The organism is Psychromonas sp. KJ10-5, from assembly GCF_055808325.1.
Genome location: NZ_CM147864.1, coordinates 637,667 through 663,751 on the forward strand (window position 1 = coordinate 637,667; position 26,085 = coordinate 663,751).

Here is a 26,085-nt window from a genome sequence, read left to right on the forward strand (position 1 = left end):
CAATAACGGGTTATTGAGCAATAATTTAACGCAGAAATCCGTATCAATAGCGGTGTCGATTCGCTTTTCTTATCCAGTATTGATTGAGGTTAATTAATACGCTTGTACTTCACACGTGTTGGTTCTACTGCTGCTGCACCCAAGGTTTTCTTCAACCATGCTTCGTAATCTGTGTAGTTACCTTCGTAGAAGTTAACTTGACCTTCATCGCGGTAATCGATGATATGCGTAGCAATACGGTCTAAGAACCAACGGTCATGGGAAATAACCATAGCACAACCCGCAAAGCCTAGTAGCGCATCTTCAAGCGCACGTAAGGTTTCAATATCTAAATCATTGGTTGGCTCATCCAGTAGTAGTAAGTTACCGCCAGATTTAAGCAGTTTAGCCAAGTGTAAACGACCACGCTCACCACCTGATAAATCACCGACAATCTTAGATTGATCAGAACCTTTAAAGTTGAAACGGCCTAAGTAGGCACGGCTTGGGATTTCAATGTTACCCACTTGGATAATATCACTGCCGCCAGACACTTCTTCAAATACCGTTAATTTGTCATCCATGTGATCACGGAACTGATCAACACTGGCCATGTTAACTGTTTCACCAACAATTATTTCACCAGAGTCAGGTTGCTCAGTACCAGCTAACATTTTAAATAACGTTGATTTACCCGCGCCATTGGCACCGATAATACCTACGATTGCACCTTTAGGAATACTAAAGCTTAAATCATCAATTAACACTCGACCATCAAATGATTTAGTGAGGTTATTGACATCAATCACTTGGTCACCTAAACGCTGACCAGTAGGAATAAATAGCTCGTTAGTCTCATTACGTTTTTGGAAGTCTTGATTATTAAGCTCTTCAAAGCGGGATAAACGCGCTTTACTCTTAGATTGGCGACCTTTTGCATTTGAGCGAACCCATTCAAGCTCTTGCTCAATTTGACGTTGACGCGCTTTCTCTTGTGATGCTTCTTGTTTTAAACGCTCATCTTTTTGCTCTAACCAAGAAGAGTAGTTACCTTCCCATGGAATACCGTAACCACGGTCTAACTCTAAGATCCAACCCGCAACGTTATCTAAGAAATAACGGTCATGGGTAATAGCAACAACAGTACCTTCATAGTCATGTAAGAAACGCTCTAACCAAGCAACCGATTCAGCATCCAAGTGGTTAGTTGGTTCATCGAGCAATAACATATCTGGTTTTTCAAGCAGTAGGCGACATAACGCAACACGACGACGTTCACCACCAGACAATACTTTCACTGGTTGATCCCAAGCTGGAAGGCGAAGTGCATCAGCAGCACGCTCTAGTTGGTTATCAAGGTTATGACCGTCATGGGCTTGGATAATATCTTCCAATTGACCTTGGCGTTTTGCTAACGCATCAAAGTCTGCATCTTCTTCAGCATATGCTGCGTAAACTGCATCTAATTCAGTTAATGCTGACTTCACTTCAGACACTGCTTCTTCAACAACTTCACGGACATTCTTTTCTAGATCTAATACAGGCTCTTGCGGTAAGTAACCAATTTTAGTGCCAGTTAAAGCACGCGCTTCACCTTCAAACTCTTGATCGATACCCGCCATAATGCGTAATAAGGTAGATTTACCTGCACCATTTAGACCAAGCACACCAATCTTAGCGCCAGGGAAAAAGCTTAATGAAATATCTTTTAAAATCGTACGTTTAGGTGGAACCACCTTAGAAACGCGGGACATAGAATAAATGAACTTATCAGGCAATGCTTGAGGCATAGGGAATCCTTTATAATGAATAAAATAATTGCCAGCTATTGTAAGTATCTACCGAACAACAAGCAACAGAAGGGCGTGGCTTAGGTGAGCAAAAATGCGAAAAGGGACAAGCAAGGGAATGGAAATAGAGAAAACACTTAATTAGAAACTGGGTATAGATAATAATTAAGGTTACCTTAATACTCACATTAATATTCTATAAAACAGACTGCGAAGCCTGTTGATTAATTTTGACTATTATTTTTAATAAAATTACTCATTCCCCCTAAAAAAATTGTGAATAATATGTTATAAAGCTGAATACTATGAATCATCCTCCTACTGGTTGTTAATAATCAGTATCAGCCTGAATCTTCTTAAAAATCAAAGTATCAAGGGTTAGTAATGAGTGCAAAGTCCTATCAGTATGTTAATCGACAACGTTATCGATTAATGCCCGAGGGAGATATTGATGTGCGCTTGAGTGAAGATGTAGTGATCAGTGAAGATCCGTTAAACATCGTATTACATTGGACTTGTAAAGACACTCAGCAACAATTAGAAAAAACGTTTATGGTGACCATGAGAACGCCTGGGCAAGATGCCTTATTGGTGACTGGTTTACTGCTTTCCTATGCAATTATTCAAGATCGCACTCAAATCAAATCTATTGAAAGTGAAGAGTTTAACCAATGTGATGTGCTATTAAGTGATGATGTAGTGTTGGATTGGGCCTCATTAACGCGTCAATTTGTTAGTCACTCTGGTTGCGGCATTTGTGGTGCCAATGATGTAAAAAAGTTAGCGCACACCTTTGACCTCAATATTGACCAAGCACCTGAATGGTTGCCGATTCAAAAAGTACTGACTTTCTCCTCTCAATTAAGAGAACAGCAAACGTTATTCTCTGCAACGGGTGGCGTGCATAGCGCAGGTGTCTTTACGTTAGACCAATGTTTAGCAGTGCATGAAGATGTAGGTCGTCATAATGCCGTGGATAAGGTAATTGGCGAATTGGTCACTAAAAACTTATTAGACAAACAAAATATATTAATGCTCAGTGGACGAGTTAGTTTCGAATTAATGCAAAAAGCGGTAGCCGCTAAAATGGCTGTGGTGGTTGCGATTGGTGCACCATCAAGCCTAGCAGTAGCTGTTGCAAAGCAATTTAACATCACCTTAATAGGGTTTGTGAGTGACCATACTTGCAATGTCTACCATGGTGATTTTCGTTTAAAAAAGACTAATCAAATCAATAGGTAGGCAATAATGACCGTTAAAAAATATAAAGGTGCCGCTGGTGGTTGGGGTTCACTTGTTAGTACAGGTAAACATTTGTTGCACAGTGAAAATGTCGCAAAAAATGTATTAAATTTATTAAAGACCAATCAAGACCATGGTTTTGACTGCCCGGGTTGTGCTTGGGGCGAAGAGGGTAAAAAAGACCGCTTTAAATTCTGCGAGAATGGTGCAAAAGCAGTGAATTGGGAGGCAACATCTCGTCGTTTAACACCGGTGTTTTTCGACCAATATTCAGTGTCAACACTGCGCACTCAAACCGATTACTTCTTGGAAGATCAAGGTCGTTTGTCAGTGCCTTTAATGTACGATGCCGAAACAGATAAATATACTGAGGTAAGTTGGGAAGGGGCCTTTGAATTAATTGCCAAACACTTAAATGGTTTAGAAAGTCCTCACCAAGCTGAATTTTATACTTCGGGCCGTGCAAGTAATGAAGCAGCCTTTTTATACCAGTTATTTGTAAGAAAATTCGGTACAAATAATTTTCCTGACTGTTCAAATATGTGCCACGAGGCAAGCGGTATTGGGCTTAAACAAGCGATTGGAATTGGTAAAGGCACAGTCACATTAAATGACTTTGAGCATGCAGATGCTATTTTTGTATTTGGCCAAAACCCCGGCACAAACCATCCTCGTATGTTACATACCTTAAACCACGCCGCACATCGTGGCGCTAATATTGTGACTTTTAATACCTTAAAAGAGCGAGGATTAGAGCGATTCGCGAACCCTCAATCGCCTGTGGATATGATGTTTGGGAGTTCAACTAAGCTGACGAGCCAATATTTTACACCTAATTTAGGTGGTGATATGGCGGCTGTGCGCGGTATGGTAAAAGTGCTACTAAAACGCCATGAACAAGCCATTGAAAATGGCGACCGTGTATTCAATCTAAAATTCATTGAAAAACATACCAGTGGTTTAGAGGCGTATTTAGAAGAAGTTAAAGCCACGCCTTGGTCATTAATTACTGAGCAATCTGGATTATCTAAAGATCAAATTAAATCAGCGGCGACTGTTTTTCAAGATGCTAAACGCGTGATTATCACGTGGGCGATGGGGATCACTCAACACAAACACTCAGTGGCAACGGTTAACGAATTAGCCAATTTACAATTATTATTTGGTCATATTGGTAAAAAAGGGGCTGGGTTATGCCCAGTGCGTGGCCATTCAAATGTACAGGGTGATCGCACCATGGGCATTGATGAAAAACCACCACAAACCTTATTAGATAATATAGAAAAAACATTTAACTTTACGCCACCACAAGCGCATGGCCATAACGCAGTACAAGCGGTAGAAGCGATGTTACGCGGTGACAGCAAAGTGTTTATTGGATTAGGTGGTAACTTTGCTGCAGCCATGCCTGATACCGAAGTCACCAGACAAGCCATGAGTCGTTGTGATTTAACCGTGAATATCGCCACGAAATTAAATCGAACACATTTATACCCGGGTAAAAATGCGCTAATCCTACCTTGCTTAGGTCGAACAGATATCGATTTACAACAGGGTAAGCCGCAAAAAATCACTGTGGAAGATTCATTTTCAATGGTGCATGCATCACAAGGTGTGGTGAAAAGTGATATCAGAAAAATGCGTTCAGAGCCTGCAATTATTGCTGGCATTGCCCATGCTACATTGGGCAATGAACCAGTAGACTGGTTAGCTTTAATAGAAGATTATGATCGCATTCGTGATTTAATCAGCCAAACTATTCCTGGCTTCACTGATATGAACAAACGACTGGCGAATCCGGGTGGTTTTTATTTAGGTAACTCAGCAGCTGAGCACAAATGGAACACCAATGATCAAAAAGCACAATTTCATCGTGCGCCTTTGCCTGAAGCAATCGTGCCTGCATCGCAACGCGCGTTAAGTAAAAACCCTGTATTTGTATTGCAAACTCTTCGTTCACATGATCAATACAACACCACTATTTATGGCTTCAGTGACAGATATCGTGGTTTAAGTGGCGACCGTCATATTGTATTGCTGAATGAAAAGGATATCAGTGCCATTGGTTTAAGCTCAGGTGATAAAGTCGATATTGAAGCGTTATGGGGTGATGAAGTGCTCAGAAAAGTGACTAACTTTACGGTATTAGCATACGATATCCCAATGGGTAATGCTGCCGCTTACTATCCTGAAACCAACCCTTTAGTGGCTTTGGCTAACCATGGCGATTATACATTTACGCCAAATTCAAAATCGATAGCTATTGTGATCACCGCTGCACGTGATCCTGCGCCTCAACGCATCGTATAATCGTTATATTGTGCGAAAAAAATGGTTGGTTATTAGGTTTTTACTTAATAACCAACCATTAACCTCAATACTGGATAAGAAAAGCGAGCCAACACCGCTATTTAAAGGAATTTCTGCGTTAAATTATTTCTCAATAACCCGTTATTGTTTCAATAATTTATCTGACCTTTGCCTGAACTACACGCAACTAGCAGAATTGCCTATTAAATGATTTAGCTATCTGATTTTATATGATGTTTCGCTTCCATAAACCAGAACTGAGGTTATTTACTGTCATTATTACCAATCTTCACGTTGAGTAACGATATATTTCACGTCATTGCTCTATGCAATAGCGTAAAGATTGCGTAAAATGCGCACCATCAAATTGACTTATACTTTAAATTCCTACCAGGAGATGCACATGTTTAACCGAGATATGAATATTGCTGATTACGATCCAGAATTATGGAAATCAATGACTGATGAAGTTCAACGCCAAGAAGATCACATTGAGCTGATTGCGTCAGAAAACTACACAAGTCCACGCGTGATGGAAGCGCAAGGTAGTCAATTAACAAACAAATATGCTGAAGGTTACCCAGGTAAGCGTTACTACGGTGGTTGTGAATACGTTGACGTTGCTGAATCTCTAGCAATCGAACGTGCTAAATCTTTATTTGGTGCTGACTACGCAAACGTACAACCACATGCTGGTTCTCAAGCAAACAGTGCTGTTTACGCTGCTTTGTGTGCGCCTGGCGATACTGTTTTAGGTATGAGCCTTGCTCACGGTGGTCACTTAACACACGGTGCATCTGTTAGCTTCTCTGGTAAAGTTTACAACGCTGTTCAATACGGTATCAACCCAGATACTGGTGTACTTGATTACGCTGAAGTTGAACGTTTAGCTGTTGAACACAAACCAAAAATGATCGTTGCTGGTTTCTCTGCATACTCAGGTATCGTAGATTGGGCTAAATTCCGTGAAATCGCTGATAAAGTAGGTGCTTACCTATTCGTTGATATGGCACACGTTGCTGGTCTAGTGGCTGCGGGTCTTTACCCTAACCCAGTACCATTTGCTGACGTTGTAACAACAACAACACACAAAACATTAGGCGGCCCTCGTGGTGGTCTTATCCTTGCTAAAGCTAACGAAGCAATTGAGAAAAAATTAAACTCAGCTGTATTCCCAGGCGGTCAAGGTGGTCCATTAATGCACGTTATCGCTGCTAAAGCAGTTGCATTCAAAGAATGTGCTGAGCCTGCATTTAAAGCATACCAAGAGTCTGTTTTAGCAAACGCTAAAGCAATGGTTAAAGTATTCCAAGATCGCGGTTACAAAATCGTATCTAACGGTACAGAAAACCACCTTTTCCTAGTTGACTTGATTGCTCAAGACATCACAGGTAAAGAAGCAGATGCAGCATTAGGTCTTGCTCACATCACAGTGAACATGAACTCTGTACCAAACGATCCACGTTCTCCATTTGTTACATCTGGTCTACGTATCGGTACACCTGCATTCACTCGCCGTGGTGCAAACACTGAAGATGCAACTGAATTAGCTGGTTGGATTTGTGACGTGCTTGATGCAATTAAAGATGAAGAAAAACTAGCTGCTACTATTGAAGCAGTAAAAGTGAAAGTAGCTAAATTCTGTGGCGCACACCCAGTGTATGCATAGTAGTTAATTATCTGCTTTAAAGAATCCGTGTTTGTTTTTAGCAAACACGGATTTTTTTTGTCTTTAATTTGTTGAGTCCAATGCACTTATACAGAGACATTAAATATATTATTTAAATTTTTGCACTGGAAAAACAATTCAATTGAAGGCGCAAACTAACCCTTTCGACGGCTAACTTGGTTAATCGTCTATCGGAGAATTAACCAAAAATGTTAATTCTTTAATGGCTATTTCCTTTACCAAATTTACAAGGAGGAAGTGGACTGTTTTAAAAGCTATTTGTTGCGATTGGTATTACTACCTCTGTATTGATAGATGAAAAAAGCAGGCGTATTATACCAATTAAATAGCTAATCTAGTCTATTCGACATCACTTAAAACGTTACGCGAAAGTGATCTGATTTTTATAACGGGGGTTTTTATGAAACATTCAAAATTACTAGTGTTAAGTGTCACGCTGCTGACTACAGTAGGGATGTCAGCTTGTGCTCCTTTATTTCACGGTGGTCCAGGTGGCGGTGGCGGTCCTAGATTTGCCAATGAGCAATTAAATACACACAAAATCATTGAACAACAAAATATAAATAAAGCATTGACCGCGTCAATTAATTAAAACTGTTATTACCATCAAGTGCATCGTACTTATCTAATCTAGCTAGCCAAGGCATTGGTTAACCGATAAGTACGATCATTTTTAACACTGCTTTGCAATGACATAGTCTCTATATTGTTAATGATTATGTCGTACCTACTTCTATTTATTTGCTCTCATTGAAGTCACCAACACACTGGCAAGGATTAATCCGCCGCCAATCATCTGCAACACAGTAAATGACTCATTCAACCAAACTACTGCAAATAAAGCCCCGAATAACGGTTCGCTACCCATCAATAAAGAGACTTTAGTAGGAGATATCTTTCTGATTGCGTAGTTTTGAATACAAAAAGCAAACAAAGTACAGCACAACACAAGGTAAGTCATCGTTAACCAAAATGACATTGTTGTTGGTAAGTTAATATCAGCAAAGGGCTGTGTTAAAAAGCATAAGACAAGCGCACTGATCGCAACAATAAATGACTGAATAGCAGTCAGCATAGAGGTAGTGATATCTTTCCCTTCAGATAATCGCTTAGTCACAGTGACCATCGCAGCACGCAAGGTAGCCGCACATAAAATGAAATAGTCCCCTGTGTTGAGCGTTATTGTTGCAGAGCCAGAGTGAGTTAAACAATACACTCCCACAATAGAGCAGAGGGCCAACCAAATTAATGAAGGTGAGATCTTAGAACGGTTAATTAAAGGTTCAAAAAAAGCCGTTAATATCACCGACAAACTAATTAAAAAAGCCGCATTAGAGGCTGATGTTTGTGAAATACCATAAACTTCACATAGGAAAATAGCAGACAAAATCAGACCGCTTGGAATAGCCACTTTCCAATCTTTATTCTTACCTGCCCGATATTCCTTAAACACAATCGGTGCCATACATAAACTGGTCAACGAGAAACGAATGGCAATGAACAACAATACGCTAGTAAAGATAAGCGCCTCTTTGGTTAACCCATAACTTGTTCCCCAAAAAATAGCGACCAATAGTAACAACATTTCAGTTAATGGAAATTTAGGCAAATACTTGGTGAAAATGAAACCTGAACGCTTATCTACCGCGTTGCTTACTGTACTGTTTAGTGTGTTCATAAGGACTCTTCTTAATAATGATTTTGACAAGCAGAGTATTAATAATTAACTTATATGAAACAATACTAATAAATGGAAAGGATAATTGCGCTGTGGACATTAATAAATTGATTCCTCTTCTTTCTGAAATGGCTATTTTTGTTAAAGTGGTGGAGTCTGGTAGCTTATCTCAAGCGGCTCAAGCAATTGGCGTTTCACCCTCATCAATCAGCCGCAGTGTGGCGCGTTTAGAGCTCGCCATTGAAGAAAAGCTGTTAGAAAGAACCACCAGGAAAATGCGTTTGACGCCTACAGGTGAGCAAGTCTTTATACAATGTCGAGACATGCTAGCCTCTGCCAAAATGGCTGTTTCAGCGGCACAATCTAATGAAACTGATATTACTGGGTCGCTACGTATTGCTGCTCCTAAAGCATTGTCGCGACAAGTCTTGATGCCAATGGTCATGGATTTTTTAAAACTGTATCCAAAAGTATCCTTTCACTTTAAAGTGGCTGATCACATCATTGACCCAATTGGCGATGAAGTAGATTTAGTTATCCGCATTACAGATAGCCCAATAGAAGGGCTAGTGGCTAAGAAATTAGGTAATTGCAAACAGCTATTATGTGCAACGCCTGCTTATTTAAAAGAACATGGCACACCAGTACACCCTAATGAATTAAAAGATCATAACTGCATCGTACTCGGTGAGGTGACAAAAGATCGTCAATGGAAGTTCCAACATGAAAAACAGGTGTGTGAAATAAACGTTCAAGGCACATTTACTGTTAATCATAGTGAAATTCGTAGAGAGGCTGTACTTCAAGGTATTGGTATTGCACTGTTTCCTGATTTCTCAGTGGCTAAAGAGATTGACTCAAAGCAACTCGTACAATTGCTACCTGAATGGAGGACATTAGGTAATTATCAAGGCGGTATTATTGCACAATATCCGCAGTCGAAATTTATTCCCAGTCAGCTAAAAGCCTTTGTGAATTATTTAGCGGAGGCATTACAAAGCCATTAATAAATCCATTAAAGCACAGGTTTCATAGACTAGGAGCCTGTACTTTAAAGCTTCCCATATCAATTTCTTTACTCTTTTCAACCTACTCATTAAATCAATATCGATTTGCACATTGTTTGCTCATTTGACCGTTATATTTACATTCATAGAAGATGATTGTTGATTTCATCTTGATCGCAAACTTAATGTCACGCGAAGCACCTAGATACTTCCATTGAAATCATTGTAATAAAAGGACTTATATGATGTTGATAAAACATACCCTTAGTTATTTAAAAATAATGGCTATTGTACTCTCATTATTTTCACTCATTGCTTGTACAGAGTCAGACGATTCAGACTCAGTGACAGCAAGCTCTACCGATGAGTCAGATATTGTTTATAGTGAATTAGATAATACTGATGACTGGTCGGAAGCCACTCATGAAAAGCTAACCACAGATGAAATTATTGAAAACATCGATGTTGTTTTTAATACTAGTGAAGTACAGAAACTACGCATTGTTATTGAATCTGAAAACTGGACTGTGATGAATGACGACCTTGAAGAGTTAACCGAAGAACTTAATGGCTCGACAGATTTTAGCGACCTTGATAACCCTATTTTCGTACCTTCTGAAGTATTTTATTATTCCGAAGAAGATGATACCTGGACGGAATGGTATAAAGTAGGTGTGAGATTTAAAGGAAACTCAAGCCTATATAATGCCGGTAATAGTAAACTACCGTTTAAACTTGATTTTGATGAATTTGAAGACGAATACCCAGAAATAAAAAATCAGCGTTTTTATGGGTTCAAACAATTAAACCTAAAAAATAACTACGATGATCAATCAGAAATGCATGAAGTAGTCGCTAATGATATTTTTAGAGATTTCGGTCTAGCCAGTGCACATTCTACTTTTTACGCCTTATACCTTAATGTGGATGGTAGTGGTGATGAAGAAAATGATATTTATTATGGACTTTATACACTCGTTGAAGAAGTTGATGACACAGTTATCGAAACTCAATATTACGATAATGATGATGGTAACTTATACAAACCAGAAGACGATGCAGCAACATTTGCAAGCGGCACTTATGATGAAGACGAGTATGGCTTAAAAACTGATGATGACGAGACTTATGAGGACATAGCAGCACTTTATGATGTTATTAATGACAGTTCACGTACCAGTAGCGATGACGAAGCATGGCAAGCTAGTTTAGAAGCCGTTTTTGATGTCGATACTTTCTTAAAATGGCTTGCCGCAAATAGTGTTATGCAGAACTGGGACACTTATGGCGTAATGCCACACAACTTCTTTTTATATCATAATCCTGATACCGGAACCTTTGAGTGGATACCCTGGGACAACAATGAAGCACTAGTTGATAACAACCGAGCACTATCAATTACAATGACCTCAGTAGATGAAGATGAATGGCCATTGATTGGTTATATTCTTGACCAAGCAACTTACGAAGCTCAATATCAAACCTATTTAGAAACATTTGCTAAAAGCTATTTTAATAGTGATAGTTCCTCCGAATATAATATTAATGATGAATTTACTACCTTTCAAAGTTTGATAGAGGATTACGTTGCAAGTGAAGGCAATGATTATACCTTTACTTCTGAAGAGGAGTTTGAAGAAGCAGTTGAAACATTGATTGAGCATACAAGCGATCGATATGATTCAGCACAACGTTATATCGGTTGGTAATAGCTGATTGCTCTTAACCACCTACCGTTATAAAATTAACGGTAGGTGGTTTAATACTAAATATAGCGAACCAGTTTACTGGTATCGTTGAGTCTATCAACTTACCTATCGGCTATATTTGTGTCTTCAAATGTAAACATTAAATTACTTCTTATTCGCTTTTTTCAATAAAGCTAGCAATGCTGAACTACTTTTCCCGTCAACACGAATGTTGTGCTGCTTTTGAAAGCGTTTAATCGCTTCTCGTGTATTTTTACCCATTAAGCCATCTGCTTTACCCGCTTTATAACCAAGGCGATTTAATTGTTGTTGTGTTTGCAATATTAAAGAACGCCCTGATACGGCTTTTGTTGTTGTACGTGTCGTTGTGACTGCTTTTTTCTGTACTTCTGGCGAGTTTTTTACAGAAGCTTTTGATGATTGCTCTGTTTGCTTAGAGGTCTGCACAACTTCTTTTGAAGCATTACCTGATTTCTGCTGTGTTGTTACAGTTGTCTTAGTCGTTGTCTGTACAACCGTTTTTGAACCTTGCTGTTTTGCATTATTATTATTGTTTGTTGTTGTACAGTCTTGAGTATTGTTTGAATGACAATCAGAGGTGTTTTTCCCATTATTTTCAGCGAATGCTTGTTGCGTAAATACTAAACCACATACTATGATTAAAGTTGAAAATTTCATTTATTAGGTTCCTTGCTAGAGAGTTAATTACTCTATCTGAGTCAACTATCAACAAGATAAGTTCAGATTGATCTGTTTTGCTTGAGTGGTTTCTCGTCTGCGCTCGTCCAGTCACTTTGATTTTTCTTTGCTGTGTTTTCGCCCTGTCGGCGACCACCTTTTTCTTGCCAGAAGAAAAAGTAGGCAAAAAGACTGGCCACCGAATCACTTTCTTATCCAAATCCTTCATTGCTTTTATAACGCAGCGGCTCTTGCTGGCCATCCATGGCCAGAACGAGCCTAACCCAAACATCCTGTTTGGGTTTGCTAAAAGCAAACAAGGATTTGGGAAAGTTCAACGGTGGGGGAGTTGCAGCCATATCGAGCAAGGTTTATTTGGGGCGCTGGGAGAGTTAGCCGAGAGACTAGTACCACGAGCGGAAGAGCTCTGCGATTCCTTTTTTTAGCCTGCTTGTTTTTAATATTTACATTAGTTGTAAGCATCTGAGTGTACTTCGTCTGCGCTCATCCTGTCATTTTGATTTTACTTAGCAGTGTTTTCGCCCTGTCGGCGACCACCTTTTTCTTGCCAGAAGAAAAAGTAGGCAAAAAGACTGGCTACCGAATCACTTTCTTATCCAAATCCTTCATTGCTTTTATAACGCAGCGACTCTTGCTGGCCATTCATGGCCAGAACGAGCCTAACCCAAACATCCTAGTTGGGTTTGCTAAAAGCAAAGATTGATTTGGGAAAGCTCAACGGTGGGAGTTGTAGCCACATTGAGCCAGGTTTTATTGTAACTATTTGATATTGCTTATTTCAATGAGTGGCTGTCCAGTACTTTTTCCCAAATGACAAAGTTCAATTTGAACGCAATGTATCCCATTTTGATCTAGATAAGTGTCAATTTGAAAAAAAAGAAATTGATATTTGTATATTTAGTGATTCTAACTTGAAGTGTGCAATTGAGCTGAAGTTTCCTAGAAATGGTCAAGTCCCAGAGACTATGTTTAGTTTTTGTAAAGACATATTATTCTTAGAGCAACTTGTTATGGCTGGATTTGAATCAGCACATTTCATAGCTTTGGTAGACGAACACTTGTTTTACGAAGGGCAAACAGGTGGAATTTATGGTTTGTTTAGAAATGGGCAACCAATTACCGGATTAATAAATAAGCCTACTGGAGCAAAAGATTCTTCTGTTTTAATAAACGGAAGTTACATTGCAAAATGGCAAGTAATCGATGGTAACTCAAAGTATTGTGTTATAAGTATTTACAGTTAACAATGCATTTAAATGGAACTAAAACATTTGGTTAGGTTCTGCTTCGTTACACAGCATAACCTACAATTTTAGTTCGCTTAATGCGGCGTTGAGGTTGTAGAATAACTCGTTTATTACAAAATAATGTAAAATTGTAATTTTTAACTTATTGTTTTTCCAGCCCATTACTTTTAATAATTGGCTGTATTTTCACTTAAATAGAGAAATTCTACAGCCACGTTACATGGCCAGTGAGAGGTCACTATGGAATTCACTACTGAACAAAAGCGAATAGTTGTATCTTCGATTCGGAAGCTAGATGCTTTACAAGGTGATTATGATAAATGCTTTGAGGTATATGATTCTGCAAAAGTAAAAGTTGGCTTTGCCATATTTGCAAGTGGAATGTTGTTTCTTGGTGTTTTATCTGGCAATTATGAAATACAAGAGTGTATCGGTACTTTAGGCGTTGGCTCATTACCAATAATTTTTATTAGTGCAATTATATATTTTCTTAATGCTAGAAAACAATATAATAATCAAATTACTAAGCGTATAAAAATAGAAAAATCATTATTCGATCTTGGTGTGTCATATCGTCCAATGGGTAAATATTATAAAGAACCATGTTTAATAGTTATTGATACTCGTGAAGAAGTTGATGTAAATAGTTTAATCAAGGGCATGTAACAAGCATATTAAATCTGACGTCACACATTGTCCGATTTTTTGCTTAAATTCAATGACCGCAAAAAACGCGTCCAATACGTTCGGCCCTTTATAAGGTGGCTACAGCTTAACGAGGGATAATGGAATTTACCGCATTTGAAGAACCTGACTATGATCAGTTGATCGACTGGATTGATTCGAAGGAACTGAACTACTTATGGGGTGGTCCAGCTTATGAATTTCCACTTTCACATAAAAAAATCAAATATCATTGTGCGCAAGAGTCGGTATTTCCTTTTCTTGTAAAAGATGAAGGACAGCTTGTTGGTTTCATTGAGCTATATGAGGTTTCAGCATCAGAGTTTCGAGTGTGTCGTGTGTTCATTTCAAACGAGTTTCGTGGACAAGGTAAGGCGCAAGAGATGGTGTTATTAGCAATGCAAAAAGCTAAAATTGAGTTTAATGCTAACTTATTGACACTAAATGTTTTTAGTCATAACAAACCCGCATTAAAATGCTATGAAAAACTTGGGTTCAAAACTACTTCAAATCACGTGAGAGAACTGGAGTTTGAAGGGAAGGTTTGGCAGCTGATAGCTATGGAGAAACGGCTATAATAAAGCAAATATTTTGGGCCGCTAACACCATATATTCTCAGCTATTTAGTCATTGTTATAATTAAAGTGTGGTCTGAGAATGAAAGATTCTACAGTCTAGTTAAGCCGATCTTGTAATTATTAGGATATCCGTATTGAAGATTTATAAGTATCTACCGTTCACAGATGGTTCCAAATGTATTCTTACTGATGGAACTATGAAATTTAGTCACCACTCTGAATTTAACGATCCATTTGACTGTAAAACTGCATACGATATTGAAAAATCTATGACGTACCTACAATCTTGTTCTGATTTATTTAAGGAAGCTGGCAGGCAACTAAAACTATCTCCAGCTCAAAGGGTAAGTAAAAGAAAACAAATGGAGCATGGTCTTAGACGTTCATTGGAGAGTGGGGAATTTCACACAGGAATGATCGGAGAGGTTGGAATATGCTGTTTAACGAAAAAACCAGACAATATATTAATGTGGTCGCATTATGCTGATAACCATAAAGGCCTTGTAATTGAATTTACAATTGATAATAACTCTGAAAATATACACATGGGCAATGTTGAAAATAAACTATTTGGTTGGGATGTCGAATATACTGAAAGTATGCCTGTAATCAGTACTGAAGAAAGAGATTTCAATGCAGTTAAAGATGTTTTTCTGATGAAGTCTCCTGACTGGAGATACGAAGCTGAGTATCGGGTTTTATCGATGTATAAAGGTCCAGGAATTCATAAATTTGATCAGCAACTAATTTCTAGGGTAATAGCTGGTGTGAAGATGCCAAAAGCCAGTTTTGATGAGCTTAAGAAGCTGGTGAAACAATTAAACCATAAAAATGGTAAAAATATAGAAGTAGTAAGAGCTAAAATGTCTAAAACAGAGTATCGAATCATAGCCACTTAACAAGTAAATATAGTTGATGGCATTGATTTTTCGATAGTTTGTTTTGGATCCTGATAAAGAAAAGTCGATGAAACTGCACTTGCTCTATTGCATTTAACATTATGTAGAGTTTCAGGGTTTAGAAAAATAGACTTGGAAGTACCTAACCGATTACATGAAAAGTCTTAATGTTACCCGCTAATGTAGAGATCTTACCTATCTTTCTTAACAGGTAAGGATTTTAGAAAAATCAGAAGCACTACCCAATAAATATTTTGCTAACACTCAACATAAATATACTTTGCAAAAGGCATTTCCATATTTTTTGATATTTTATTCAAAATAGAACTTTCAAGAATTTAATTAATGCCACATCTCTATGATGTTTAAATCAGACTGGTTCACTCTATAAATATATTGAGCATTAATTCATATTGTAGAGTGCATTGTAAGGCTGGCTATAACCTCAACCCAATGATTAAATTTACTTTTTTCATCACTCTGTTAATTACTCTAATCATAGTTATGCTATTTTAGGGGTATTAAGAAAAACCAGATTAAGAAATATCAGTTTAGAAAACAAATAAAAACAACTTTCTCAAAAGGTGGTGCGTGTGTTTCAAGTTTATCACTCTAATCAAATCAGCTTGCTTAAAGACCTATTGCTGGCGCTGATCAATCAATCTCCATTAAGTAATCCTTTTGAAAATGAAACGGTATTAGTACAAAGCCCTGGTATGGCGCAGTGGTTGCAGTTAGAGATTGCACAGTCTACGGGTATTGCGGCGAATATTGATTTCCCATTACCGGCGAGTTTTATTTGGCAGCAATTCAAACATGTTTTAGATGATGTGCCGGATAATAGCCCCTTTAATAAACAGTCGATGACTTGGCAGATTATGAAGTTATTACCTGACTGTTTAGAAGATGAAGATTTCAGTGCCTTAAAAGATTACCTGCAGGATGACACGCATCTGCGTAAGCGTTTTCAGTTAAGCGGTAAAATTGCGGATATCTTTGACCAATATTTAGTATATCGCCCTGAGTGGATTGATAACTGGGAAACCCTACAAGACAGCCAAGTGAGCTTAGAAAACTTACAACCTGAATGGTTGAATACACACCTTTGGCAGGCCAAGCTTTGGCGCTTATTGGTGGCGAGCATTAAACAAGGTTTTCAATCGCAGGGTAAGGCTTATCACCGTGCGGGTTTATACCAAGACTTTTTAAGTACGTTAGCGACTAAAACCACTGATCAATTGACTCACTTACCGAAACGTATTTTTGTGTTTGGTATTTCCTCGTTACCTGAGTCTTATTTACAGGCCTTACAAGGTTTAGGCGAGCATTGTGACGTGCACTTTCTATTAACTAATCCGTGTCGCTTTTATTGGGGTGATATTGTTGACCCTAAACTATTGGCGAAACGTTTTGCACAGTCTCGCCCTAAAGTAAATGTACTGGCTGGTGAAGTGAATACATTAAACCCAACGAGTTGGCAGAAGGATGAGCAGCATTTAGCTTGGGCGAGTAGTGGGGATGTGGAAAGTGAAGTCGGTAATCCGTTATTGGCCTCTATGGGTAAAATGGGACGTGACTTTTTATACCAATTATACAGTTTAGAGCAGCAAGAGATTGATGCCTTTGTGGATATTGACCGTGATAGTTTGTTGCACCATATTCAAGCCGATATTTTAGAATTAAGTGATAGCTCGCTAAGTACCTTAAATGATGTATCGCAGCGTATTGAAGTGACGGATGAGGATAATTCGATTAGCTTGCATGTGTGTCACAGTGTGATGCGTGAAGTGGAGGTGTTGCACGATAATTTATTGGCGATGTTTGAACAAGATCCAAGCTTAACGCCGAAAGATATCATTGTCATGGTGCCGAATATTGATGCCTATGCGCCTTATGTGGAAGCAGTGTTTAGTCGCACTGGCAGTAGTGTGACTATCCCATTCTCTATTTCTGATGTGAGTGCGCAACAAGAAAATCCTATTTTAGCGAGCTTTTTACAGTTATTGAATTTACACCAAAGCCGTTATACCCGTGAAGATATTCTCGCCTTGTTAGAGGTACCTGCGATTTTAAATCGTTTTGGTATTAAACAAGTTGAGTTTGATTTGTTACAACATTGGATCACTGAAAGTGGTATTCGTTGGGGATTAAATAATGAGTCGGCCACACAATGGGAATTACCTGCTTTAACTCAGAATAACTGGCTGTTTGGCTTGAAGCGTATGCTGCTTGGTTATGCCATGAGTGATGAGCTGTTTGAAGGTATTGCGCCTTATGATGAAGTGCAAGGTCTTCAGGGCGATTTACTAGGGCGATTTATTGAGTTTATCGATACGCTGATTATTTTAGAGTCTAACTTACAACAAGATTTAAGCTGTGCGGACTGGCAACTGTTTATCAATCAACTGATTGATGATTTTTATTTAGAAGATGAAGATAACAGTGTGTTGTTCAGTCAAATTCGTCAGCAAATGCAAACGCTGGTGGAGCAAACTGAACAAGCTAAGTTTGAGCAACCTTTATCATTATTGGTGTTGCTTGAATATTTACAAGAGCACTTATCAAGTCAGTCTAATAGCCAACGTTTTTTAGCGGGACAGGTGAACTTCTGTACCTTAATGCCGATGCGTTCTATTCCATTTAAAGTGGTGTGTTTGTTAGGGATGAATGATGGTTTGTATCCTCGTTCATTGTTGCCAATGGGCTTTGATTTAATGGTCGGTCATCGAAAACGTGGTGACCGTTCACGCCGAGATGAAGATCGTTATCTGTTTTTAGAAGCAATGCTATCAGCGCAGTCGCAGTTTTATATTAGTTACATTGGTAAAGATATCAGTGATAACAGTGAAAAAATGCCCAGCGTATTAGTCAGTGAGTTACTTAATTATATTCAACAAAGCTTTAGGTTAACCAGTCAGTTGGATTTGGCTTTAGATGATGGGCAATTAGAGAAGGATCTATTGTCAGCCTTTACCCATCATTACCCAATGCAAAGTTTCAGTGAACAATACTTTCAAGGTAAACAAGTCACTTATCAGCAAGGCTGGTGGGAGGCGATTAACAAACCTGTGAGCAGCGAAGATGAACAGTTTACGCCATTGCCTTTGATCCAAAGTGAGCAAATAGAATTAACTGCTTTAATACGTTTTTTACAAAATCCTTGCCGTGCTTTTTTCAATCAAGGTTTAAATGTTTATTTTGAGATGGATGACATCAACCAAGAAAACGATGAACCTTTTGCTTTAGATAATTTACAACAATACTTATTAAAAGCGGAACAGTTTAAACATGGATTGGACGATCAAGCTTTAACCTCTTTATATGTGGGCTTACAAGCAGAAGGTAAGTTACCTGTCGGTGAATTTGCTAAACTTATTTTTAATAAAGATTTACAGGTGATGGTGGATTTAGCGAGTATTTATAGCAGTTACTTTATTGGTGATATTGAACAGATTGCGGTGGATATTCCCTTTGATGATAAACGCTTAATCGGTGCTTTAGATGACCATTGTGAAAATGGATTGGTACGCATTAAACCAGGTAATATCAAAGGCAAAGATCTCCTAAAATTGTGGGTCGAGCATCTTAGTTATTGTATTGTCCACGGACAACATCTGAATGCCACATTATTTGGACAAACCAAAGGCCATTATTTTGAAGAGATACCTGCGGATTATGCACATCAACGTTTATCGGAATTGATTGCTCTATACCAACAAGGCTTACAACAAGCTTTACCTTTCTTTATTGAAAGTGCATTTCAATGGTGTGAAGCAGTGTGTAAATTACAACCGAGAGTGTATGTATTAGATGAATTAAGTTTTGAAACGCGTGCAGCAGGGCAACAAGAAGCACTAAAAACCTTCAATAATAATCGAGGCTATTCAGAAGCGAGTGATCCGTATATCAATCGTGTATATGAGAATATTGAAGATCACTGGCAACAGTTTGAGAGCACTGCATTACAAGTATTTATGCCATTATTATGCAATTTAAATGACTTAATTTACGAACAATGGGGAGAGGCATAATCATGACCGAAGAAACACAATTATCATTGATTGAAGCTGATAACCTATCAGCCCCTGCGTCTTTGCAAGACAATACCAGTTCACCAGCTGGTGGCATTCCGGTCACGCCATTACAAGCGCTAACTTTTCCGTTGTTCGGTCGCCGTTTAATAGAGGCCTCTGCGGGTACAGGGAAAACCTATACTATCGCCAGTTTGTTTATTCGTTTGTTATTAGGTCATGGCACACAGGCCGATGCTAATGATTCAAGCTTAGTTGGGCAAACTGCACATCAAATCCCATTAACCGTGGATAAAATTTTAGTTGTAACCTTTACAGAAGCGGCTACGGCGGAATTAAGAAGTCGTATCCGGGATCGTATTCGTGAAACGCGTTTAGCTTTTGTACGCGGTAGTAGTAAAGATGCCTATTGTCAGCAGTTAATTGATGATAGTAGCAACCTTGAGCATGATATTCGTTTATTACGTTTTGCAGAATTGCAGATGGATGAAGCGTCTATTTTTACTATCCATGGTTTTTGTCAGCGTATGTTGCAACAAAATGCTTTCGAATCGGGAAGCTTATTCCAGCAGACCTTATTAGAAGATGATGCGGATATTTTAAGCCAAGCCTGTAATGACTTTTGGCGTGCGCATTTTTATCAATTATCCACGCCATTAACTGCGATCGTTTATAGTTATTGGGCGCACCCTGAAGCGCTTAAAAAAGAGTTACAACAATGGTTATCTCGTCACGATTTAACTTTTATACCAGAAATCACTGACTTTGATTTTGAAACAAAATATGAACAAGGTTTACAAGCGATTAATGACGTTAAACAAGCTTGGAATGCCGATAAAGATGATTACTTAGATATTATTGAGTATTCAGGTATTGATAAACGCAGTTACAGTAAACGTTATTTACCAAAATGGTTTGAGGACGTTTGTGCATGGGCAGCTTCTGATAGCTTAGATTTAACCTTACCTAAAAATCTATTGAAGTTTTCGCAATCAGAGTTGATAACTAAAACTAAAAAAGGTGAGCCACCGACACACTCAACTTTTGCCTTAATCGAGTCTTTGTTAGCAAAGGATATCTCCCTAAAAAATACCTTGTTAATTAAAGCAACGCATTGGGTGCGAGACAACCTACAAAAAACTAAACAGCAGCATATGTTATTAGGGTTTGATGACTTGCTGACACGTTTGGATATTGCATTACAGCACTCGCCAGAAGGACATTTAGGAGAGCAAATCAAACAGCAATATCCGATTGCTTTGATTGATGAGTTCCAAGATACCGACCCAGTGCAATACCGAATTTTTGATACCATTTATCAGCAAGCTGACCCAGCTGTTGATGAGCCGCCTGAAGCCATGAATTCACAGACTGCTTTTGGTTTATTTATGATTGGCGATCCAAAACAGGCGATTTATAGTTTCCGTGGTGCGGATATATTTACTTACATGAAAGCGCGTAATGCAGTGTCTGCCCATTATAGTTTGGATAACAACTATCGTTCTAGCGCAGAAATGATCGATGCGGTGAATGGCTTTTTCCAACATAAAATTGCGCCGTTTATTTATGACCAAGATATTCCTTTCCACCCAGTACAAGCGCCACCGATTAAACGTAAAAAGCTGGTGGTGAATAACCCTGAAGATGATCAACAAACCGCATTACAGTTTTTACATGTAAAAGGTGCATTAAGTAGTGACGCTTTCCGTCATGAAAGTGCACAGGCAACGGTTAACGAAATTAAAGCATTGTTATTGTTATCGCAACAAAATCAGGCTTATTTGGAAGACACAGAAGGTAACCATCATCCTATTCATGCTAATAATATTTCGGTGTTAGTGAGAACCGGTAATGAGGCGAATATTATTCGCAAATCGCTATTAGAAGAAAATATTAATAGTGTGTATTTATCACTCAAAGAGAGTGTGTTTGCCAGCATCTTAGCGCAGGACTTATTACGATTATTAAACGCTTGTTTACACCCAAGTAACGAGCGTTATTTACGATCTGCGATTGCCTGTAAGCTTTTTTCACTAACCCCTTTGGAAGTACACAATACTTTTTCTGAAACGGCTCGTTGGGAAAGTAAGATTGCAGATTTTGCGCGGTATAAAACTCTGTGGGAAGAGAGTGGCATCTTAGTGATGTTGCAACAATGTTTTCATGAGCAGGGTATTAGTGCGCATCTATTAACGCAAAGCCAAGGTGAACGCGCCTTGACGGATTTGTTACACCTCGCGGAGTTGTTACAAAAAAATAGTATGGTATTTGAAGGGGCATTTGCTTTATTACGTTGGTTTAGTGAACAAATTAGTCATGCTAAAAGTGAGCAGGGCGAACAAAAACAACGTTTAGAAAGTGAAAAGTCTTTGGTACAAGTGAGCACCTTACATAAATCTAAAGGATTGGAATACGATATTGTATTTATCCCTTTCAGTGGGTTATATCGTGAACCAAAAGAATACTTATTTCATGATGCTAAACAGCGCTTGGTATTCGACCTTGATGGCAGTGAAGTCAGTAAAGAGAAGACTGAAAAAGAGTTGTTAGCAGAAGATATTCGTTTGTTATATGTAGGTTTAACGCGCAGTGTTTATCGTTGTTATTTAGGTATTGGCCCTTATAAAAAAGGCCGTGCAAAAGCGACACCTTTAACAAAAAGTGCTTTAGGTTATTTAACCATTAAAGCGGGCGAGGAGTTACAAGCCGGTGATGACCAAAATTTAGTCCGTTTATTGCAAGGTGTGTGTCAGCAATCCGATAACATTGGTATTCGCCATGCGCCTGATTTACCCAGTGAGACCTATCAAGTTGCCACACCATCGCCAGATCAATTAATCGCGCCGAAACGCTTCTCCGGTGTCATTGAAAAAAATTGGTGGGTAACCAGTTACTCTGCTTTATCGCGTTTTCATACGGCGCCAACCTTGGAAGATAAGCAAACTAAAAAAATCCCTGAAGAGCGTGCGGAATTAATCGCAGTAAGCAATGAATTGCAACTGTTAACTAATGAAGTGCCAACTAAGAATGTGTTTAGTTTCCCAAGAGGTGCCAAGCACGGAACGTTTTTGCATGAACTATTTGAAGAGATTGATTTTCAAGATAGTCCATCTAAACAGCTAACTCCCTGGTTAGAAGAGCGATTAACAGTCAATAATTACGAAGATCCAGAAGAATGGGCGCCTATTGTTAGCCAATGGATTAATCATATTTTGGCACACCCTTTAGCGCCGGCTCTTTACCCTGATTTATCTTTATCTCAATTAAGTGAAGCGCAGAAAAAAGTGGAGATGCAATTCTTTATTCCTATGCAACCCATTGAAGCGACATCGGTTAATCGATTAATTGCGTATTATGATCCTTTATCTGCGCAAGCTGGCTCATTACAATTTAATCAAGTACAAGGGATGTTAAAAGGTTTCATTGATTTAACGTTTGAATACCAAGGGCAATATTTTGTACTCGATTATAAATCAAACTATTTAGGTGATGAGTTGGCTGATTATAGTCAACAAGCTATGTCAGAGGCTATTATTGAGCATCGTTATGATTTTCAATATCAGCTTTATACCTTAGCATTACATCGGTTATTACGTTCACGTTTAGTTGATTATGATTATGAACAACATGTAGGTGGTGTGTTTTATACCTTCCTACGTGGTATGCAAGGTACTAAAGAAGCGGGCGTTTATTTCACTAAACCTAAATTTGAGTTGATTGATAAATTGGATAAGTTATTAAGCGGCGAATTAACGGCTGAAATGTTGCTGGAGGAGTTGTCATGCTAGAAAAATCAATATCATCAAGCTTTGAGTCGACAACTGTTAGTTCAACAGAAAACAGTATGTTAACGCTATTAAAACAGTGTCAGTTAAATCAACAAATTCGACCTATCGATTTCCACTTTGCAAAGTTTATGGCGGAATTAGGTGCAGATAACTTGATGCAACTGGCGGCGGCATTAACCAGTCAACAGCTAGGTGGCGGTCATATCTGTTTACCTATTGATAAAATGGGGGGATTGTTTCATCAACACTGTTTGCAATTGGCGCTGGATTCTCAACAAGTGAGTGAACGTTTAAATGTGTCTTGTATTTTTCATGATCCTCAACAAACACATTATCAACTGAATGAAAGCCTCTGTTGCGGTGATGATGCTCCCTTAAGACTGCAATACAGTGCCTTGTTTATGGCTCGTTATGCGGAATTTGAGCAGTTGATTTCTGACAAGTTATTGCAGCCGATCTCTGTACAAGTCGATGTGGCTAGCAAAGGGTATTTAGAGAAGTTATTTACGCCGCAATATGGTTATTTATGGAATGCTTGGCAAAGTGATACCAGTCAATCAATTCAAGCGTTATGTGAAAAATACTTAGATGTGATTGAGCAAGCATCAGTTGATTGGCCTGCAGTGCAACAGTGCTTTACTGATGCAAGTTCCGCAAAAGATCTGATTTTATTAGAATCATTGATCCCAAATAAAGTGCGTTGTGATTGGCAAAAAATCAGTGCTGCCTTAGCACTAACCTCTCCACGTTGTATTATTTCTGGTGGCCCAGGTACAGGTAAAACCACCACAGTGGTGAAATTATTAGCACTTTTGTTAAATGCTCAACCAGATTTGATGATTAAGATGGTCGCGCCGACGGGGAAAGCTGCGGCTCGACTGACTGAGTCGATTACTAATGCTCTAGATGAGTTAGATTTGGGTAGTCCAGCAGATGGTCAAAAAGCACCGAACATCCCAACGGATGCGAGCACTATCCATCGTTTGTTAGGTGTACGAAATAATAGTGCGCATTTCCGTCATCATGCTGGTAATCAATTAACTTTAGATTTGCTGCTGGTGGATGAAGCTTCTATGGTGGATTTACCTTTAATGGCGAAATTGCTCAGTGCATTACCCGATCATGCTCGTTTAATTTTGTTAGGGGACAAAGACCAATTAGCTTCAGTGGAGGCAGGAGCGGTACTAGGTGATATTTGTTCCTTTATTGACTCAGGCTACAGTCAACAAAAAGCACAGCAATTAGCTGAGCTAACAGGCTTTGATTGTTTATTATCACAAGGTAAACATGCGCAAGCGACTATGTCTGATAATTTGTGCTTATTAAGAAAGAGTTACCGATTTGATCAGTACTCTGGTATTGGTTATTTAGCCAGTGCGGTGAATAAAGGTGGCGTAACGGCTGTGAAATTGGCTGCTTTATGTGAAAAATACGACGACCTTGCTTATTATGCTAATGATGCAGAAAGCGCTACTGATTTTGATCGTTTAGTGGTGGAAGGGTATACCCCTTACCTCTCTGAGTTATGTATCATTAATCAAGATAATCGTGGTCAAGCTAAAGTACTGCTGAGTGCTTTTAATGACTTTAAAATATTGTGTGCGACTCGAGAGCAAGAGTGGGGCGTAGATGCATTAAATCATCGTTGTGAAAAGCTATTACAAAAAGCAGGCTTGTTGGTGCGCCGTTTTGATATGACACAAACTTGGTATGTCGGACGCCCAGTGATGGTCACTGAAAACAGTTATCACCTTGGTTTGTTCAATGGCGACATAGGCTTATGTTTAGAAGATGAACACGGACAATTAAGAGTCTATTTTGTAATGCCTGATGGTAGTGTTGCAGATTTTCAACCAAGCCGTTTACCTGCGCATCAAACGGTATTTGCGATGACGGTGCATAAGAGTCAAGGCTCTGAGTTTAAACATACTTTGTTAGCTTTACCTGATTACGCATTACCCGTGATGAACCGTGAGTTAATTTATACAGGTATCACACGCGCTAAAAAGCGTTTAACCTTGATTGCAGACCTTGCATTGGTAGCGAGTTCGGTAAGAAACCGAGCAAGTAGAAACAGCCGTTTAACAGAACGATTAACAGCTAATTAATAAAGTAATACACCAATTAAACGAGGGTTTATTGGCGCTGAAATAAGTAAAGGTAGGAAATAACATGACTCCAGCGATTAAAGTAGCAGAAAAGCATAAAATTGCCTTTCAAGTTCATCAATATAAACATGATAAAAAACATGAGTCGTATGGGCTAGAAGCCGCTGAAAAAATGAATGTGGACCCGAAACGAGTATTTAAGACCTTAGTGGTGGATCTCGATAAACAATTGGTGGTTGCCATATTACCTGTGACTGAGCAGTTAAATCTGAAGGCAGTTGCCAATGCGTTAAAAGGCAAGAAAGCACAGATGGCGGACAAAAACGACGTATTACGTTCATCGGGATATGTATTAGGTGGCGTAAGTCCTTTAGGACAAAAAAAACAACTCACCACAGTGATTGATGATACTGCAAAGTTATACCCTGATATTTATGTCAGCGCAGGTAAACGAGGTTTAGAAATTCAATTAAACGCAGAAGATCTAGCATCGATACTATCAGCTAGTTTTGTGGACTTGATTTAGTTAACTCAATGCAATTAAACGTAACATCTTTTAAGGGCGCTGGGTGAAATTAGCCGACAGGCTAGTGATATGACCGGAACCGCTCTGCGGTTCCTTTTTTCAGCTTGCGCCTTGTAAGCT

At 38.8% G+C, this 26,085-nt stretch carries 17 protein-coding genes; 14 read left to right on the top strand and 3 right to left on the bottom strand.

Features of this window, described 5'->3' with window-relative positions:
* Nucleotides 1–89: 89 nt before the first annotated feature.
* Nucleotides 90–1,769 (bottom strand): energy-dependent translational throttle protein EttA, encoded by a 1,680-nt coding sequence (gene ettA / locus AC0L3W_RS03090; RefSeq protein ID WP_409439699.1) that lies wholly within the window; start codon nucleotides 1,767–1,769, stop codon nucleotides 90–92.
* Nucleotides 1,770–2,153: 384 nt separating this feature from the next.
* Between ettA and AC0L3W_RS03095 the strand changes: the two genes are divergently transcribed.
* The 4 genes from AC0L3W_RS03095 (at nucleotide 2,154) to AC0L3W_RS03110 (ending at nucleotide 7,603) form a co-directional block, all read left to right on the top strand.
* On the top strand, nucleotides 2,154–3,011 hold the full coding sequence (locus AC0L3W_RS03095; RefSeq protein WP_409439698.1) for a formate dehydrogenase accessory sulfurtransferase FdhD: 858 nt from the start codon (nucleotides 2,154–2,156) through the stop codon (nucleotides 3,009–3,011).
* 6 nt (nucleotides 3,012–3,017) lie between these two features.
* Nucleotides 3,018–5,321: an FdhF/YdeP family oxidoreductase gene (locus tag AC0L3W_RS03100; RefSeq protein ID WP_409439697.1), complete on the top strand. Its 2,304-nt coding sequence runs from the start codon at nucleotides 3,018–3,020 to the stop codon at nucleotides 5,319–5,321.
* A 403-nt stretch (nucleotides 5,322–5,724) separates the two neighbouring features.
* Entirely contained in the window at nucleotides 5,725–6,990 is a 1,266-nt protein-coding gene (gene glyA, locus AC0L3W_RS03105; RefSeq protein WP_290038384.1) for a serine hydroxymethyltransferase, read from the top strand.
* 421 nt (nucleotides 6,991–7,411) lie between these two features.
* Nucleotides 7,412–7,603 (top strand): hypothetical protein, encoded by a 192-nt coding sequence (locus tag AC0L3W_RS03110; protein ID WP_290038383.1) that lies wholly within the window; start codon nucleotides 7,412–7,414, stop codon nucleotides 7,601–7,603.
* Between the two features lie 141 nt (nucleotides 7,604–7,744).
* Here AC0L3W_RS03110 and AC0L3W_RS03115 read toward each other — a convergent pair whose 3' ends face one another.
* A complete protein-coding gene (locus tag AC0L3W_RS03115) occupies nucleotides 7,745–8,689 on the bottom strand; it encodes a DMT family transporter (RefSeq protein ID WP_409439696.1) in 945 nt (314 codons plus the stop codon).
* 92 nt (nucleotides 8,690–8,781) lie between these two features.
* Here AC0L3W_RS03115 and AC0L3W_RS03120 point away from each other — a divergent pair, with 92 nt between their 5' ends.
* Both AC0L3W_RS03120 and AC0L3W_RS03125 read left to right on the top strand, forming a co-directional pair.
* Nucleotides 8,782–9,696 carry a LysR family transcriptional regulator gene (locus AC0L3W_RS03120; protein WP_290038380.1) on the top strand — a complete coding sequence of 305 codons (915 nt, stop codon included), beginning with the start codon at nucleotides 8,782–8,784 and terminating at the stop codon, nucleotides 9,694–9,696.
* A 242-nt stretch (nucleotides 9,697–9,938) separates the two neighbouring features.
* Nucleotides 9,939–11,405, top strand: coding sequence for a CotH kinase family protein (locus AC0L3W_RS03125; protein ID WP_409439695.1), 1,467 nt, complete (start codon nucleotides 9,939–9,941; stop codon nucleotides 11,403–11,405).
* Between the two features lie 144 nt (nucleotides 11,406–11,549).
* Here the strand turns inward: AC0L3W_RS03125 and AC0L3W_RS03130 are convergent, their stop codons facing one another.
* Nucleotides 11,550–12,083 carry a peptidoglycan-binding domain-containing protein gene (locus AC0L3W_RS03130; RefSeq protein ID WP_409439694.1) on the bottom strand — a complete coding sequence of 178 codons (534 nt, stop codon included), beginning with the start codon at nucleotides 12,081–12,083 and terminating at the stop codon, nucleotides 11,550–11,552.
* Nucleotides 12,084–12,889: 806 nt separating this feature from the next.
* Between AC0L3W_RS03130 and AC0L3W_RS03135 the strand changes: the two genes are divergently transcribed.
* The 8 genes from AC0L3W_RS03135 (at nucleotide 12,890) to ybaK (ending at nucleotide 25,965) form a co-directional block, all read left to right on the top strand.
* Nucleotides 12,890–13,348, top strand: coding sequence for a hypothetical protein (locus tag AC0L3W_RS03135; protein ID WP_409439693.1), 459 nt, complete (start codon nucleotides 12,890–12,892; stop codon nucleotides 13,346–13,348).
* A 243-nt stretch (nucleotides 13,349–13,591) separates the two neighbouring features.
* A complete protein-coding gene (locus AC0L3W_RS03140) occupies nucleotides 13,592–14,017 on the top strand; it encodes a hypothetical protein (RefSeq protein ID WP_333382189.1) in 426 nt (141 codons plus the stop codon).
* A gap of 119 nt (nucleotides 14,018–14,136) precedes the next feature.
* Complete coding sequence (locus AC0L3W_RS03145) at nucleotides 14,137–14,613, top strand: GNAT family N-acetyltransferase (protein WP_333382187.1); 477 nt, start codon at nucleotides 14,137–14,139, stop codon at nucleotides 14,611–14,613.
* A 197-nt stretch (nucleotides 14,614–14,810) separates the two neighbouring features.
* Nucleotides 14,811–15,512 (top strand): DUF2971 domain-containing protein, encoded by a 702-nt coding sequence (locus AC0L3W_RS03150; protein ID WP_409439692.1) that lies wholly within the window; start codon nucleotides 14,811–14,813, stop codon nucleotides 15,510–15,512.
* 593 nt (nucleotides 15,513–16,105) lie between these two features.
* Nucleotides 16,106–19,543, top strand: coding sequence for an exodeoxyribonuclease V subunit gamma (recC, locus tag AC0L3W_RS03155; protein ID WP_409439691.1), 3,438 nt, complete (start codon nucleotides 16,106–16,108; stop codon nucleotides 19,541–19,543).
* A 2-nt stretch (nucleotides 19,544–19,545) separates the two neighbouring features.
* Nucleotides 19,546–23,331: an exodeoxyribonuclease V subunit beta gene (gene recB / locus AC0L3W_RS03160; RefSeq protein WP_409439690.1), complete on the top strand. Its 3,786-nt coding sequence runs from the start codon at nucleotides 19,546–19,548 to the stop codon at nucleotides 23,329–23,331.
* Complete coding sequence (gene recD, locus AC0L3W_RS03165) at nucleotides 23,325–25,439, top strand: exodeoxyribonuclease V subunit alpha (protein WP_409439689.1); 2,115 nt, start codon at nucleotides 23,325–23,327, stop codon at nucleotides 25,437–25,439. The genes recB and recD overlap by 7 nt, the downstream gene beginning before the upstream one ends.
* A gap of 64 nt (nucleotides 25,440–25,503) precedes the next feature.
* A complete protein-coding gene (ybaK, locus tag AC0L3W_RS03170) occupies nucleotides 25,504–25,965 on the top strand; it encodes a Cys-tRNA(Pro) deacylase (RefSeq protein ID WP_409439688.1) in 462 nt (153 codons plus the stop codon).
* The last annotated feature ends 120 nt before the right edge of the window (nucleotides 25,966–26,085 follow it).